Annotated in this window: 13 protein-coding genes; 3 read left to right on the top strand and 10 right to left on the bottom strand. The window is 63.8% G+C overall.

Features of this window, described 5'->3' with window-relative positions:
• Positions 1-34: 34 nt before the first annotated feature.
• The 7 genes from NKJ08_RS11620 to NKJ08_RS11650 all read right to left on the bottom strand — a co-directional run bounded on the left by NKJ08_RS11620 (position 35) and on the right by NKJ08_RS11650 (position 7,786).
• A complete protein-coding gene (locus NKJ08_RS11620) occupies positions 35-1,462 on the bottom strand; it encodes a gamma-aminobutyraldehyde dehydrogenase (RefSeq protein WP_352522603.1) in 1,428 nt (475 codons plus the stop codon).
• Between the two features lie 29 nt (positions 1,463-1,491).
• A complete protein-coding gene (locus tag NKJ08_RS11625) occupies positions 1,492-2,307 on the bottom strand; it encodes an ABC transporter permease (protein ID WP_352781801.1) in 816 nt (271 codons plus the stop codon).
• Positions 2,297-3,202 (bottom strand): ABC transporter permease, encoded by a 906-nt coding sequence (locus NKJ08_RS11630; RefSeq protein ID WP_352776391.1) that lies wholly within the window; start codon positions 3,200-3,202, stop codon positions 2,297-2,299. The genes NKJ08_RS11625 and NKJ08_RS11630 overlap by 11 nt, the downstream gene beginning before the upstream one ends.
• A gap of 145 nt (positions 3,203-3,347) precedes the next feature.
• Positions 3,348-4,346 carry an ABC transporter ATP-binding protein gene (locus NKJ08_RS11635; protein WP_352522605.1) on the bottom strand — a complete coding sequence of 333 codons (999 nt, stop codon included), beginning with the start codon at positions 4,344-4,346 and terminating at the stop codon, positions 3,348-3,350.
• Positions 4,347-4,561: 215 nt separating this feature from the next.
• Complete coding sequence (locus NKJ08_RS11640; protein WP_352781802.1) at positions 4,562-5,716, bottom strand: ABC transporter substrate-binding protein; 1,155 nt, start codon at positions 5,714-5,716, stop codon at positions 4,562-4,564.
• Between the two features lie 300 nt (positions 5,717-6,016).
• Positions 6,017-6,943, bottom strand: coding sequence for a LysR family transcriptional regulator (locus tag NKJ08_RS11645; protein WP_352781803.1), 927 nt, complete (start codon positions 6,941-6,943; stop codon positions 6,017-6,019).
• Between the two features lie 66 nt (positions 6,944-7,009).
• On the bottom strand, positions 7,010-7,786 hold the full coding sequence (locus NKJ08_RS11650; RefSeq protein WP_352522608.1) for a DeoR/GlpR family DNA-binding transcription regulator: 777 nt from the start codon (positions 7,784-7,786) through the stop codon (positions 7,010-7,012).
• A 456-nt stretch (positions 7,787-8,242) separates the two neighbouring features.
• On the opposite strand from NKJ08_RS11650, the gene NKJ08_RS11655 reads away from it, so the two are divergent.
• Both NKJ08_RS11655 and NKJ08_RS11660 read left to right on the top strand, forming a co-directional pair.
• Positions 8,243-9,127, top strand: a complete 885-nt coding sequence (locus NKJ08_RS11655) for a phosphotransferase (protein ID WP_352781823.1) — start codon at positions 8,243-8,245, stop codon at positions 9,125-9,127.
• The gene (locus NKJ08_RS11660; RefSeq protein WP_352781804.1) at positions 9,124-11,577 is read left to right on the top strand and encodes a GcvT family protein; all 2,454 of its coding nucleotides are present in this window, start codon (positions 9,124-9,126) and stop codon (positions 11,575-11,577) included. The genes NKJ08_RS11655 and NKJ08_RS11660 overlap by 4 nt, the downstream gene beginning before the upstream one ends.
• 18 nt (positions 11,578-11,595) lie before the next feature.
• Here the strand turns inward: NKJ08_RS11660 and NKJ08_RS11665 are convergent, their stop codons facing one another.
• Positions 11,596-12,228 (bottom strand): class I SAM-dependent DNA methyltransferase, encoded by a 633-nt coding sequence (locus tag NKJ08_RS11665; RefSeq protein WP_352522610.1) that lies wholly within the window; start codon positions 12,226-12,228, stop codon positions 11,596-11,598.
• Between the two features lie 162 nt (positions 12,229-12,390).
• Between NKJ08_RS11665 and NKJ08_RS11670 the strand changes: the two genes are divergently transcribed.
• On the top strand, positions 12,391-13,293 hold the full coding sequence (locus NKJ08_RS11670) for a phosphotransferase (protein WP_352522611.1): 903 nt from the start codon (positions 12,391-12,393) through the stop codon (positions 13,291-13,293).
• On the opposite strand, the gene NKJ08_RS11675 is transcribed toward NKJ08_RS11670, so the two are convergent.
• Complete coding sequence (locus tag NKJ08_RS11675) at positions 13,290-14,210, bottom strand: DMT family transporter (RefSeq protein ID WP_352522612.1); 921 nt, start codon at positions 14,208-14,210, stop codon at positions 13,290-13,292. The genes NKJ08_RS11670 and NKJ08_RS11675 overlap by 4 nt on opposite strands.
• 114 nt (positions 14,211-14,324) lie before the next feature.
• On the bottom strand, positions 14,325-15,599 hold the full coding sequence (locus tag NKJ08_RS11680) for an amidohydrolase family protein (protein WP_352781805.1): 1,275 nt from the start codon (positions 15,597-15,599) through the stop codon (positions 14,325-14,327).
• Between the last annotated feature and the right edge of the window lie 20 nt (positions 15,600-15,619).

The raw sequence follows: 15,619 nt of genomic DNA on the forward strand, positions 1-15,619 counted from the left end.
GGCCCTTCAGGCCGCCTTCTCCCGCGTCCGGGTCCTACCCGTGCGCAACCATGACGTGGCGGACGGCGGTATAGTCCTCCAGCGCGTAGAGCGACATGTCCTTGCCGTAGCCGGACTGTTTCAATCCGCCATGCGGCATCTCATTGGTCAGCATGAAATGGGTGTTGATCCAGGTGCAGCCATATTGCAGGCGGGCCGCCGTCGCCATGGCGCGCGAAACGTCCTTGGTCCACACCGATGACGCCAGGCCGTAGTCGCTGTCATTGGCCCAGTTCACGGCCTCGTCGACTTCGGAGAAGCGGGTGACCGAGACCACCGGACCGAACACTTCGCGGCGCACAATCTCGTCTTCCTGCAGCGCACCGGCGACGACGGTCGGCTGATAGAAGAAGCCGGAGCCCTCGCCCGGCTTGCCACCGGTGGTGATCTCGATGTGCTTGAGCTCCGAGGCGCGCTCGACGAAGCTCGAGACGCGGTCGCGCTGGCGGCGCGAGATCAGCGGCCCGATCTCGTTCTCGGTATCGTCGGGACGATTATACTTGATGGTCGAGACGGCAGAGGAGAGGTCGGCGACGAGCTTGTCGTAGATCTTCTTGCCGGCATAGATGCGGCAGGCGGCGGTGCAGTCCTGGCCGGCATTGTAGTAGCCGAAGGCGCGCAGGCCGTTGACCACCGCGCCGAGATCGGCGTCGTCGAAGACGATGACCGGCGCCTTGCCGCCGAGCTCGAGATGGGTGCGCTTGACCGACTTGGCGGCGGCCTGCAGCACCTTCTTGCCGGTGGCGACATCGCCGGTGATCGAGATCATGTTGACCTTCGGATGGTTTATCAGCGTGTTGCCGACGCTGTCGCCGCGGCCGAGCACGACATTGACGACGCCTTCCGGCAGGATCTCGGCAAGGATTTTAGCCAGCTTCAGCGCCGTCAGCGGCGTCTGCTCCGACGGCTTGAAGACGACGGTGTTGCCGCCGGCGATGGCCGGCGCCAGCTTCCACGCCATCATCATCAGCGGATAGTTCCACGGCGCGATGGAAGCGACGATGCCGATGGCATCACGCCGGACCATCGAGGTGTGGCCGGGCAGATATTCGCCGGCGACCACACCTGGCATCGAGCGGACCGCTCCGGCAAAGAAGCGGTAGCAGTCGACGATCGCCGGGGTCTCGTCATTGAGCACGGCATTGATCGGCTTGCCGCAGTTCAGCGCCTCGAGGTCGGCGAAATCCTTCGCGTCAGCCTCGATACGATCGGCGATCTTCAGGAGATAGCCGGCGCGCTGCGCCGGCGTGGTGCGCGACCAGGTGACGAAGGCTTTTTCGGCCGCAAGCACCGCCGCCTCGATCTGCGCCGGGCTGGCTTCGGGCAGGTTGAGAATGGTCGCCCCGGTCTTGGGATTGAGGATCGGTTCCTCGGTCTCGGTGCCCCTTTCGAACTTCGAGCCGATCAGCATCTGCGTGTCCATGGAAGTCTCTCCCTTATGAACGTGTGAGGTCATTTGCCCGAACCGGCGATCTGGTCGCCGTCGCGGGTCAGATAATAGGCAGCGAGGATGGGAAGCAGCGTCACCAGCACGACGACCATCGCCACGACATTGGTGACTGGACGCTGACGCGGGCGGATCAATTCCTCCAGCATCCAGATCGGCACCGTCTGCTGCTGGCCGGCGGTGAAGGTGGTGACGATAACCTCATCGAAGGACAGGGCGAAGGCAAGCATGCCGCCGGCCAGCAGCGCCGTGGCGATGTTGGGCAGCACGACGTGCCGGAAGGTCTGGAAACCGTCGGCGCCGAGATCCATCGACGCCTCGATCATCGAGCCGGAAGTGCGGCGGAAACGGGCGACGGCGTTGTTGTAGACGACGACCACGCAGAAAGTGGCGTGGCCGAGCACGATCGTCCAGAACGAGAACGGGATCTCGGCGAGCGCGAAAGCCGAGCGCAGCGCAATGCTGGTGATGATGCCGGGCAGCGCAATCGGCAGGATGACCAGTAGCGAGATGGTTTCGCGGCCGAAGAATTTTGTGCGGGACACGGCGGCGGCGCAGAGCGTGCCGAGGACCAGCGCGATAGTAGTCGAGATGGCGGCGACCCGGACCGAGAGCGACAGCGCCTGCCAGACGTCGGGCCGGTTCCAGGTGACGGCGAACCATTGCGTCGTCAGGCCCGGCGGCGGCCAGACGAAACTCTTCTCCTCAGTGGTGAAGGCGTAGACGAAGATCAGCAGGATCGGCAGGTGCAGGAACAGCAGGCCAGCCGTGGCGGCGATCTTCAGGCCGAGCGGAGCCGACTGGCCGCGGTCAGAGCGCATCGAAGGCCCCAATGCGCTTGGCGCCCCAGAGATAGAAGCCCATGATCACGATGGGCACCACCGTGAAGGCGGCGGCGAGCGGGATGTTGCCGGCGGTGCCTTGCTGCGAATAGACGGCCTGGCCGATGAACAGCCGCGACGTGCCGATGATCTGCGGGATGATGTAGTCGCCGAGCGTCAGCGAGAAGGTAAAGATCGAGCCGGCAACGATGCCCGGCAGCGCCAGCGGAAACAGCACGTTGCGGAAGGTCTGGCCGGGCGAGGCTCCCAAATCGGACGAGGCTTCGACCAGGTTGCCCGGCACACGCTCGAGTGCTGCCTGCACCGGCAGGATCATGAAGGGCAGCCAGACATAGACGAAGACGATGAAGGTGCCGGTTGACGACACCGACAGCGAATTGCCGCCGACGACCGGCAGCGACAGCCAGGCCTCGAGCAGCCACAGAAGATGCAGCTTGGCGAGCAGCCAGGTCAGGATGCCTTCCTTGGCGAGGATCAGCTTCCAGGCATAGATCTTGACCAGGTAGCTCGACCACAGCGGCAGCATGACGCCGAGATAAAACAGCGCCTTCCAGCGGCCGCGCGCATAGCGCGCCGCGTAATAGGCGATGGGAAAGGCGATGATCGCCGAGGCGAGCGTGACCAGCGCCGCCATCGTCACAGTGCGCAGGATGATGTCGAGATTGGCGGCCTGCAACAGGTCGCCATAGGTCTTCAGCGTGAACTCCCGGTTGATCAAGCCGGAGAATTCGTCGATCGAGAAGAAGCTCTGCAGCAACAGCGCGAATAGCGAGCCGATATAGACGATGCCGAGCCACAGAACCGGCGGCAGCAGCATCAGGAGCAGCAGCAGCTTCGGCTTGCGCCAAAAAATATCCGACAGCGCGCCGCGCATGCCGCCGCTTCCCGGCAAGATGGCGGGCGTGTGATTGGAGTTGAGCGCGGCGATGGTCACGACACTGCTCTGTCTTGGCGGAGGGCATATGAGAGGCCGCGATCCTTCGCGCCCCCCTCCAGCCCATTAGCCAGCTTCAGCGCCATCAGCCCAACTCGTCCATCAGATGCAAATGCTCGCGGTTGAAGGTGAGCACGACCGCCTCGCCTTCCCGGGGCAAGGCAGCACCCGCCGGCACGATGGCATGCAGTCGCAACCCTTCAGCGTCCAGCGCGAGCCTTGTCGTAGCGCCGAGATAATTGGTCGACACCAGGCGGGCGGCAACGCCGTCGCCCTTGGCCGCCCGGCCGATGCGAATGGATTCAGGGCGCAGGCTGCCCCAGCGGTGCTGGCCGGCATAACGCTGGACGAAATCCGGCGGCAGCACGTTGGACGAGCCGACGAAATCGGCGACGAAGCGGGTCTTCGGGCGCTGGTAGATGTCTTCCGGCGTCCCGATCTGCATGATCTTGCCGTCGTTGAAGACGGCGACGCGGTCGGCCATGGACAGCGCCTCGCCCTGGTCGTGGGTGACGAAGACGAAGGTGATGCCGAGCGCCTTCTGCAGCGACTTCAACTCTTCCTGCATGTTTTCGCGCAATTTGAGGTCGAGCGCGCCGAGCGGCTCGTCGAGCAGCAGCACCTTGGGCTGGTTGACCAGCGCGCGGGCGAGCGCGACGCGCTGGCGCTGTCCGCCGGAAAGCTGGCCCGGACGACGGGCACCGTAGCCGGGAAGCCGCACCAGCGACAGCGCCTCTTCCGCCGCCTTCTGCCGCTCCGGTCTGCGGACGCCCTTGACCATCAGCCCATAGGCGACGTTGTCGAGCACGTTGAGATGCGGGAACAGCGCATAGTCCTGGAATACGGTGTTGACGTTGCGGCGATAGGGCGGGACGCCCTCGGCGCGTTCGCCGAAGATCGAGATCGAGCCTGCCGTCGGCTGCTCGAAGCCGGCGATGAGGCGCAGGCAGGTCGTCTTGCCCGAGCCGGAAGGCCCGAGCATGGCGAAGAACTCGCCCGGCACGATATCGAGATCGACCGCGTCGACGGCACGCACGTTGCCGAAATGGCGGGAGACTTTTTGGAACGAAACGGCTGATGTCATAGGCTGTCAGTCTGTTGCCGGTTAGCTTTATCGAGATCGCCCTCACCGCCTCCCAAAGGACGCAGCGGATGGCGCGGCACTTCACCTCCCCCTCGATGGGGAGGTCGCGGCGCAGCCGCGGGTGGGGGTGATTTTACAAGCAAGAACTTGTCGAGGCGAACCCCCACCCCGACGCTACGCGTCGACCCTCCCCACAAGGGGAAGGGTGAGGGAACTCACCGCCCGCCGATGACCCCGATATAGTCCGACACCCAGCGGTAATAGGGTACGCACTGGTCGTTCTGCGTGGCGCATTTCGAGACCGGCGTCTTCCAGAACTTGATCTTGTCGAAATTGTCGTAGCCGTTGGTCTTGCAGCCCGCTTCGCCAAGCAGTTCGTTGCCCTTGCAGGCCGCGGGCACCACCGGCAGCGAGCCGAACCAGGCGGAGACGTCGCCCTGCACTTTCGGCGACAGCGAATGCTCCATCCACATGTAGGCGCAGTTCGGGTGGGCCGCATCGGCTTCCATCATCGTGGTGTCGGCCCAGCCGGTGACGCCCTCCTCGGGGATGGTCGAGGCGACCGGCTTCTTGGCGGCGATCAGCGTGTTGACCTGATAGGGCCATGAACCGGAGGCGACGACGCCTTCGTTCTGGAAATCGTCGACCTGGATGGCGGCGTCATGCCAATAGCGTCCGACCAGCGTACGCTGGACGCGCAGCAGGTCGAGCGCCGCCTTGTACTGGTCCTCGGTCAGCTCGTACGGATCCTTGATGCCGAGCTCCGGCTTGTGGGACATCAGGTAATTGGCGGCGTCGGCGATGTGGATCGGCCCGTCATAGGCCTGGACGCGGCCCTTGTTCGACTTGCCGTCGGGCAGGTTCATTTCCTCGAAGACGATGTTCCAGCTCTTCGGCGCCTCCTTGAACACCTCGGTGTTGTACATCAGCACGTTCGGCCCCCACTGGTAGGGAACGCCGTAATGAACGCCGCCGACGGTGAACCAGGGTGCATCCTTCAGCCGGTCGTCGACCGTCTTCCAGCTCGGGATGAGGTCGGTGTTGATCGGCTGGACGCGCTTGCCGGCGACGAGGCGCAGCGAGGCGTCGCCCGAGGCGGTGACAAGGTCGAAACCGCCTTCGTTCATCAACGAGACCATCTCGTCGGAGGTGTTGGCGGTCTTGACGTTGACCTTGCAGCCGGTTTCCTTCTCGAACGAGGTGACCCAGTCGTAGCCCTTGTCGGTTTCGCCGCGCTCGATATAGCCGGGCCAGGCGACGATATTGACCTCGCCTTCACCCTTGCCGAGCTCCTTGACCTGGGCGATGGCCTGGCCGGAGAAGGTCAGCGCGACCGTCAAGGCAGTGCATGATTTCAGCAATGAATTCATCGTCGATCTCCCATTTTTGCGTAACCCCGAAATCGGTTTCGGTTTTCGGAAAGGTCATGCGCCCGTTCAAAAACGTTGGATGCGCGGCTCTAAGCGCCGTGCTCCTCGCATCGGCCCGAAAATCGGAATCGATTTTCGGAAAAGCCCGATGCGAAAACTAAAAGTCTTAGAGCGTACTATGTGCGTCCAATTGGACGCACGTCGCTCTAACGGCAGCTTTGTTCCCTGATGGAAAGTGCTGTGAATTTTCCGGTTTCGCAAATTCATTTATCAGAAAGCCGATATCGATTTTTCCGATAGCTATCGGGTGATCTTTTCGGGCCGTTGGCGCACCATGCGCTGCGACTGGGCAAGCCCGACGAAGTCGCGCGCCGCCTGCGGCAGGCCGGAGCCGCGCCGCCAGACCATGCCGACCTGGACGACCGGCAACGACCCCGAAATATCGCGCGATTCGATGCGGTCGCCTTCCAGCGACCACGGCCGGTAGACGAGGTCGGGCAGCAGCGCCACGCCGGCCCCGGTGGCAACGAGGCTGCGCACCGCTTCGACCGAGCGGGTGCGGAAGGCGACATGCGGTTTGGCGCCAATCGCCGTCAGCAGCTTTCCGGTATTCTCCTCGATCTCGTCGACGGTCAGCATGATCAGCGGTTCCGAGGCGATGTCGCCGATGCCGATGATGTCGGCGCCGGCTAAGGGATGGCCGAGCGGCAGCCATAGCCGGTAGGCCGAGACTTCGAGGATTTCGGACTGCAGCGCCGTGCGGTCGCGCAGGTTCGAGGTGACCATGACGGCAATGTCGAGCTTGCCGCCGATCAGCAGATGCTCGAGATAGTCGCCATTGTCCTCGATTGCCGAGACCTCGACGCCCGGAAAAGCGCGGCGGTAGCGGGCAAGAAGATCGGACAGCACATAGCCGGCGACCAGCGAGGTGACGCCAAGTTGCAGCCGGCCGCTTGCCGCGATCTGTTCGCCGAAGAAGGCGCGGCGTGCATCGGAAACGTCGGCAAGGATCTTCGTCGCATGGCGCAGGAACTGGTGACCCTTATGGGTGATGTTCAAGCCGCGCGGGTGGCGCTCGAACAGCTCGACGCCGAGATCGTGCTCCAGCTCCTTGATCGCCTCGGTGACCGAGGATTGCGAGATCGACAGGTTCTGGGCGGCGCCCGACACCGTGCCTTGCTCGGCGACGGCGATGAAGAACTGCAATTGGCGGATGGTGAAAGCCATGGTCGGACTAAACACGGCAGAGGCGGCGCTGGGAAGTGGGTGCTGGTGCCGATCTCCCGATAGAGCTCAGCCCTCGCTTTCGCCATCGGCAACGCTGAGCCGCGCGCCGGCCCCGGCGAGGGCGGCGGCGATGTCGTGCGGCGGCCGCCGGTCGGTGGCGAGTTCGGAAAAGCCGTCGAAGCCGCAGACCTGAACCAGGCCGTGGCGGCCGAATTTGCTGTGGTCGGTGATAACAAGCGAACGCTGGCCGCGCGACAACACCATGCGGGCGAACTCCGCCTCTTCCAGATCATAGTCCATGACGCCGGTGACGGCATCGACGGCACCGGTCGAAATTACCGCATGGCTGACGGAGAAGCGGCTGACGAATTCGATGGCCGAGACGCCGAAAGCTGCACCGGAATCGCTGCGCAGCTCGCCGCCGGCCATATAGACCTTGTTGCCGTTGACGGTGGCCAGCGTGCGGGCGATGTCGGAAGAGTTGGTGACGACCGTCAGCCGCCGGTGGCCGAGCAGTTCCCGGGCCAGGAAAGAGGTGGTGGTGCCGGTGTCGAGCATGATCGATTCGCCGTCGCGGATGGTGGCGGCGACCATGCGGGCAATTGCCCGCTTGGCATCCGCGTTCTCGCGCATGCGCCGCTCGAACGGCGCTTCGCCGGCAATCGACGGCAGGCCGACGGCACCGTGCATCTTGAGGATGGAACCGTCGCTGGTCAGTGGCTTGACGTCGCGGCGCACTGTCTCCAGCGAGACGCCTAGCCGGTCAGCCAGGCTGGCAATGGTCACGGTGCCTTCCTCCTTGAGGAGGCGCAGGATTTCGCCATGCCGCTTCGAGTGGACCATGGGTTCCATCCGGTCGGATTGTTGCATCATTGACCGTTTCTACGGCATAAATGCCACTAATTCCAAGAAATTTCGCAAAATTCGGGCAAAAAAGCAGAAAACACCACAATTTCGCGTTGACAACGTCTCCAGCGTGGCGCGACATTATCGCTGTGACAGGCTCGGAACGGAGGACGACGGCTGAGCCGGACAAAAAATCGCCTGCCCGAACGCCTGGGAACCTGCCCGAACGCCTGGGAAATTGTCGGGTGCAAGGGAACCGAAATTTTAGGATCCGCGGGGGCGGATGCCGGGGTCGAAGAACCCGGCACAAAGGGGCTCGTCGGTGCGGTGCGGGATATCGATCCCGAAATCTGCACCGACGAGATCTTCGCGTTGCCTCCATTCCTCCGTCCGATTGTCATCGCTGGCCAGCGATGACATGCGTGGAAAATTGACCCAATGTTGGACGAGATCGTGACTGTCGAAGACCGCATCCGCGCGCTGCCTTGCTGGACCGGCAACATCGACATTGCGCCGTTGCCGGGCGGGCTGAGCAACGCCAATTATCTGGTCAAGGATGCGGCCGGACGGCATGTCGTGCGGCTCGGCCAGGACTATCCGTTCCACCATGTCTTTCGCGAGCGCGAGATGATGACCGCGCGGGCAGCGCACGCGGCAGGCTTCGCTCCAGCCGTCCACCACACCGGACCCGGCGTCATGGTGACGGAGTATCTCGGCGCCAAGGCCTATGTTGCGCAAGACGTGCGCGCCGATCTCGGCCGCGTTGCCGCCTTGCTGCGCGGCTTTCACCGCGAGATGCCCAGTCATGTCTCCGGCGCCGGCTTCATGTTCTGGGTGTTTCACGTCATCCGCGACTATGCGCGCACGCTGGAGGAAGGCGGCAGCCGCAAGCTAAGCGAATTGCCCCGCCTTTTGACGCTGGCGGACGAGCTCGAGCGCGCGCAAAAACTGCTGCCGATCGTCTTCGGCCATAATGACCTCTTGCCGGCTAACATAATCGACGACGGCCACAGGCTGTGGCTCATCGATTTCGAATATGCCGGCTTCAATACGGCGATGTTCGACCTTGCCGGTGCGGCCTCGAATGCCGGCATGAGCGACGAGGAATCCTTCGCCTTCCTGACCGCCTATTTCATGAAGGAGCCGGACGAAGCGATACGGCGATCGCACGCCGCCATGCAATGCGCGTCGCTGCTGCGCGAGGCGATGTGGGGCATGGTTTCCGAGCTTTACCTCGACGCGCCCGGCGTCGACTACGCCGACTACGCCGACGAAAACCTGAAGCGGCTCGAAGCCGCCCTGGAAAATTACAGGACGAAATACGGGATGCGAACATGACCTTGCCCGCGCAGGCCGGCATCGTCGTCATCGGTGGTGGCATCATCGGCTGTTCGACGGCCTACCATCTGGCGCGCGACCACAAGGCCGACATCGTGCTGCTCGAACAGGGCAAACTGACCTCGGGCTCGACCTGGCATGCCGCCGGGCTGGTTGGCCAGCTGCGCTCGTCGGCGTCGATCACGCGGGTGCTCAAATATTCGGTCGATCTCTACAAGGGGCTGGAAGCCGAAACCGGCCTCGCCACCGGCTGGAAGATGACTGGCTGCCTGCGCCTCGCCACCAATGCCGACCGCTGGACCGAGTATAAGAGGCTGGCAACGACGGCAAAGAGCTTCGGCATGGATATGCATTTGCTGTCGCCGGCCGAGGTCAAGGAAATGTGGCCGCTGCTGGAAACCGGCGACCTCGTCGGCGCTTCCTGGCTGCCGAGCGACGGTCAGGCAAGCCCTTCCGACATCACCCAGTCGCTGGCCAAGGGCGCGCGCATGCATGGCGCAAAATTGTTCGAGGAGGTGCGGGTCACCGGCTTCGAAATGACGAACGGCCGGATCGTCAAGGTAAGGACCAACAAGGGCGATATCGCCTGCGACAAGGTGGTGAACTGCGCCGGGCAATGGGCGCGGCAGGTGGGTGCGCTGGCCGGCATCAACGTGCCGCTGCAGCCCGTGAAGCACCAATACATCATCACCGAAAGGATCGACGGCTTGGCGAGTGACGCGCCGACGATCCGCGACCCCGACCGCCGCACCTATTTCAAGGAGGAGGTCGGCGGGTTGGTGATGGGAGGCTATGAGCCGAACCCGCAGGCCTGGACGACCGGTCTGCCCGGCGATGATGTGCCGGACGATTGGGAGTTCCGGCTGTTCGACGATGATTACGATCATTTCGAGCAGCATATGAGCCAGGCGATCGAGCGTGTCCCGGCGCTCGCCAATGTCGGCGTCAAGCAGATGATCAATGGGCCGGAGAGCTTCACGCCGGACGGCAATTTCATCCTCGGCGTGGCGCCGGAATGCCCGAATATGTTCGTCGGCGCCGGTTTCAACGCCTTCGGCATTGCATCCGGCGGCGGCGCCGGCTGGGTGCTGGCGCAATGGGTGGTCGACGGCGAGGCGCCGCTCGATTTGTGGGTGGTCGACATCCGCCGCTTCTCCAATCTGCACCGCGACCGGCAATGGGTCCGCGACCGCACGCTTGAAGCCTATGGCAAGCACTACACGATCGGCTTTCCGCATGAGGAATATGTCAGCGGCCGGCCGCGCATCGTTTCTCCACTCTATGAACGGCTGAAAAAACATCGCGCCGTGTTCGGCTCGAAGCTCGGCTGGGAGCGGCCGAACTGGTTCGCGCCGGAAGGGTTCGAGCCGAAAGACGTCTATTCGATGGGCCGGCAGAACTGGTTTTCGCCGGTCGGCGACGAACACCGCCACGTGCGCGAAAAAATCGGCATCTTCGACCAGTCATCCTTCGCCAAATACGAAATGACGGGAGTGGACGCGCTGAAGGCGCTGGATTGGATCTGCGCCAATGACGTCGCCAAACCGGTCGGCCGGCTGACCTACACGCAGCTCCTCAACACGCGCGGCGGCATCGAGGCCGATTTGACCGTGGCGCGGCTCGGTGAGGAGAAATTCTACATCGTCACCGGCACCGGGTTCCGCACGCATGATTTCTCCTGGATTGCCGATCATATCGGCAAGCGGCTCGACGTGAAGCTGACCGATGTTACCGAGGATTTTGGCACATTGTCGCTGATGGGGCCGCGCGCCCGCGACGTGCTGTCCGATGTGACCGACGCGGATGTGTCGAATACAGCTTTCCCGTTCGGCCATGTTCGCGAGATCGCGATTGCCGGCCACATCGTGCGGGCACTGCGCGTCACCTATGTCGGTGAGCTCGGCTGGGAATTGCATGCGCCGATCGCGGCGACGGGCGAGGTTTTCGATGCGCTGATGGCGGCGGGCGAGACCTACGACATCCGCCCGGTCGGCTACCGGGCGCTGGAATCACTGCGGCTGGAAAAGGGCTACCGCGCCTGGGGCGCCGACATCACGCCCAACGACACGCCGCAGGAGGCCGGCCTCGGCTGGGCGGTGAAGCTCAGAAAAAACACCGATTTCCTCGGCCGGCGGGCGCTTGAAAAGCTCGATGGTTCGGCGCCCAGGAAACGTTTTGCCGGCTTCACGGTCGACGATCCGGACGTCGTCCTGCTCGGGCGTGAGACCATCCTGCGCAACGGCGAGGCGGTCGGTTATCTCACGAGCGGCGGCTATGGCTACACAGTGGGCAAGAACATCGGCTATGGCTATGTGCGCAATGCCGACGGCGTCAGCGATGATTTCCTCACCTCCGGCGACTACGAGCTGGTGGTGGCAATGGAACGGACGCCGGCTAAGATCTATCTCGAGCCGCTTTACGACCCGTCGGGGGCAAAGGTGAAGGCGTAGAGCCTTCCGGTTTTCGCCTCAGCTCACCCTGAGCACCAGCCCCCGACTCGGCACGGTATACGACTCGCCCGGCATGGAGACATAGGGCGGCGTTTCTTCGGCGCGGGTGACGATGCCTTGCACCTCGAGCTCGGCGATCCGCGCGGCAAACCCGGCATCCCACAGCGTGTTCTTCACCGTCAGCACGATCACCCCACCCGGCCGGCAGATGCGGATCAGCTCGTCCAGCCCCTCGGCTCCGACATGGCCCGAAGTGAAGACGCCGGCGGAGATGATCCCGGCATAGGCATCGTCCACGAACGGCAGCGGTCCGCCAAGCGCCAAGCAGTGAAGCGCCGAATAGACGCCCTTGCGCGCCGCCTGGGCCAGCATGCCTTCCGAGATGTCGAGCGCCTCGACCTGCGGATAACCGGTGATGGCAAGCCATTCGCCGATAAGCCCGGTGCCTGCCCCGGCATCGAGGAGAGGTGCGGCGCCGCGCGGCAAATGGCGGGCCAGCAAGGCAAGGCAGATGGTCGGATGGCGATAGCCGGCCGCCGACATGTCGGCGTCATAGGTGCCGGCCCAACTGTCGTAGAGCGCCGCGACGTCTTCCGGCCGCTTCGCCGCATAGGCTGCGGCGAGCGCGCTCTGATGTTTGCTGTTTGCCATTGCTGTTCCGTCCGCCGCAAAATCAATGTGCTACCGCGTCCTTTGCGCATCCAGAAAGGACGCGCCGCGCTGGAGTGGATCGCACGCCACGCTATGATAGCCAAGCGGCGAAAACTGTGGAACCGTCTCCACGATAAATAAAGCCGTGAAAGGGAGGCAGAGGTGATGGTGGACGAGGCACGCGCGGCGCTTGCGGCCATTCCGGTGCTGGCCGGCTACGAGGGACCGCTGGAACGGCTTGGCGGCCTCACCAATCTCGTCTTCAGAGCGGGAGATTTCTGCCTGCGCATCCCCGGCAAGGGCACCGAGGAATATATCAACCGCGCCAACGAGGCAGTGGCGGCGCGGGAGGCGGCGAAGGCCGGCGTCAGTCCGGAAGTGCTGCATGTCGATGCCCGGACCGGCGTGCTGGTGACGCGGTTCGTTGCGGGCGCCAAGACGATGTCGCCGGAAAAGTTCAAGACCCGCTCCGGCAGCCCGGCACGCGCCGGCAAGGCTTTTCGCAAACTGCACACATCCGGCGCAGTGTTTCCCTTCCGCTTCGAGCTGTTCGCCATGATCGACGACTACCTGAAGGTGTTGTCGACCAAGGATGTCGCGCTGCCTTCCGGCTACCATGACGTGGTCCGCGAGGCCGAAAGCGTGCGCTCGGCACTCACCGCTCATCCTCTGCCGATCGTCGCCTGCCACTGCGACCCCCTCTGCGAAAACTTTCTCGATACCGGCGACAGGATGTGGATCGTCGATTGGGAATATTCCGGGATGAACGATCCGCTCTGGGACCTTGGCGACCTCAGCGTCGAAGGGCAATTCGACACCGCGCAGGAGGAGGAGATGACGCTGGCCTATTTCGGCGGTGAGCCGACACCGGCGGAGCGCGGCCGCATCGTCATCTACAAGGCGATGTGCGATCTGCTGTGGACGCTCTGGGGCTTGATCCAGCTTGCCAACAAAAATCCGGCGGACGACTTTCGCGCCTATGCCGACGGCCGGTTTGCGCGCTGCAAGGCGCTGATGGAGACGCCGGAATTTTCGCGGCATCTCGCGGCGGTGCGCCGGGATTAATTGACACCTTTCGGCACGTTTTCGGGCGGCACGGTGTCGACCACCTTCTGGCGGTGGAAGATGAACAGGCCGGCCAGCACGACGATGGCCGAGCCGACCAGGATGCGCGGCCCAGGCACATCGCCGAAGAAGGCCAGGCCGAAGACCACTGCCCACAAAAGCAGGCTGTAATGCAGCGGCGCCAAGGTCGAGGCAGGCGCAAGCTTCAACGCCCTGGTGATCATCAGATGCGCGCCGCAGGAGACAATGCCGAGAAGCAGCATGGCGCCGAAATCGAGCGAGGACGGCGCCTTCCAACTGCCGATGGTCAGCACCGCGCCGACCAGCAGCGTGCCGATGGTTTGCCACGTGACCAGCGACGTGTCGCTGGTGCCGCGCAGCCGCCGGTTGAGGATGATGGCGAAGGCAAAGGAAATGCTGCCGGCGAGTGCGAACATCGACGACAGCGAGAACGCGGCCGAAGACGGCCTCAGCATGATCAGCACGCCGCAGAAACCGACCAGGATAGCCGCCCAGCGGCGCCAGCCGACCCGTTCGCCGAGTAAAAAGTGCGACAGCGCCGCGACGTAGATCGGCCCGGCCATGTAAAAGCTCATCACATCGGCGAGCGGCAGATAGACGACTGCCGCATAGAACAGCGCCGTGTCGAGCGTCGTCATCACCACGCGCAGCAGCTGCAGCTCCGGCCGCTCCATGCGAAACAGCTTGGCCGCACCCTGATGTGCAATCATCGGCCCGAGTATGAAAAACGCGCCGATCGAGCGGATCAGCACGACCTGGCCGACGGAAAAACTGGCGACCAGCCACTTGCCCATCGCGTCGTTCAGCGCAAACAGGAAATCGCCGGCGAGCATCAGCAGGATGCCGGCCAGCAGCACGTTCCTGATCGCCGAATTCTGGGCTGCGGGCTGCGCCATTCCGTTACCGGTTCCTCGCCGTGGATACGGTGACCCGCGTCGTAGTCGCTAGCAGCGGCCGTGACGAGGCGAAAATCGAGAATTCGGTAAGACCAGCGGCGGAAATCGGCTGGACTAAGCGTGGCGCCGGTTCACGGTGCCCGGCCTTCCGGCGATCGAAAGCCGCGTGTCCTGCCGGCTGCGCTCGGCCACCACCTTGCCCCTGGCAATGACGCAGAGACGCTCGGGGCGCAGGCGCAGCGCCTCGACCGGGCTGCCGGCATCGAGAACGATCAGGCTGGCGCGCTTGCCGACGGCCAGGCCAAGGTGGTCGAGGCCCATGATGGCGGCATTGACGTTGGTGACCATGTCGAAACAGCGCGCCATCTCGGCCGGGCTCGACATCTGGGCGACGTGCAGGCCCATGAAGGCGACGTCGAGCATGTCTGCCGTGCCCAGCGAATACCAGGGATCGAGCACGCAATCCTGACCCCAGCCGACGCGGATGCCCTGCGCCAGCATCTCCTTGACCCGCGTCAGGCCGCGGCGCTTGGGGAAGGTGTCATGGCGGCCCTGCAGCATGATGTTGATGAGCGGATTGGGGATCGCTGAAACGCCGGCCTCGGCAATCAGCGGCAACAGCTTCGAGACGTAGTAATTATCCATCGAATGCATCGAGGTCAGGTGCGAGCCGGCCACTCTGCCCTGCAATCCCAGGCGCTGCGTCTCATAGGCAAGCTGCTCGATGTGGCGCGACAGCGGATCGTCGGTCTCGTCGCAATGCAGGTCGACCATCAGGCCGCGCTTGGCCGCGATTTCGCAGAGCTCGGTGACAGAGCGCGTGCCGTCGGCCATTGTGCGCTCGAAATGCGGAATACCGCCGACGACATCGACGCCCATGTCGAGCGCGCGGATGGTGTTTTGGCGCGCCGTCGGCGAGCGGTAAAACCCGTCCTGCGGGAAGGCAACCAATTGCAGGTCGATATACGGCGCAACCGTCTTCTTCACGTCGAGCAGCGCTTCCGCCGCCAGCAGGCGGTCGTCGCAGACATCGACATGGGTGCGGATGGCGAGCAGGCCCATCGACACCGCCCAGTCGCAATAGGCGAGCGCACGGTCGCGCACCGCCTCGTGGGTCAGAAGCGGCTTCAGCTCGCCCCACAGCGAAATGCCTTCCAGCAGCGTGCCCGAGACATTGATGCGCGGGATGCCGAGCGAAAGCGTGGCGTCCATATGGAAATGCGGATCGACGAAGGGCGCCGAGACCAGATTGCCACGGGCGTCGATCGCCGTGCCGGCGGTGACGTTGAGTTCGGACTCGATCGCCGCGATCGTCTCGCCGACGATGCCGATATCGGCAATCCTGCCGTCGGGCAGCGTGCCGCCACGCACCACAAGGTCGAAATCCATCTGCCGTCATCCCTTTGAAG

The organism is Mesorhizobium sp. M0244 (assembly GCF_040321795.1).
Classification (GTDB): domain Bacteria; phylum Pseudomonadota; class Alphaproteobacteria; order Rhizobiales; family Rhizobiaceae; genus Mesorhizobium.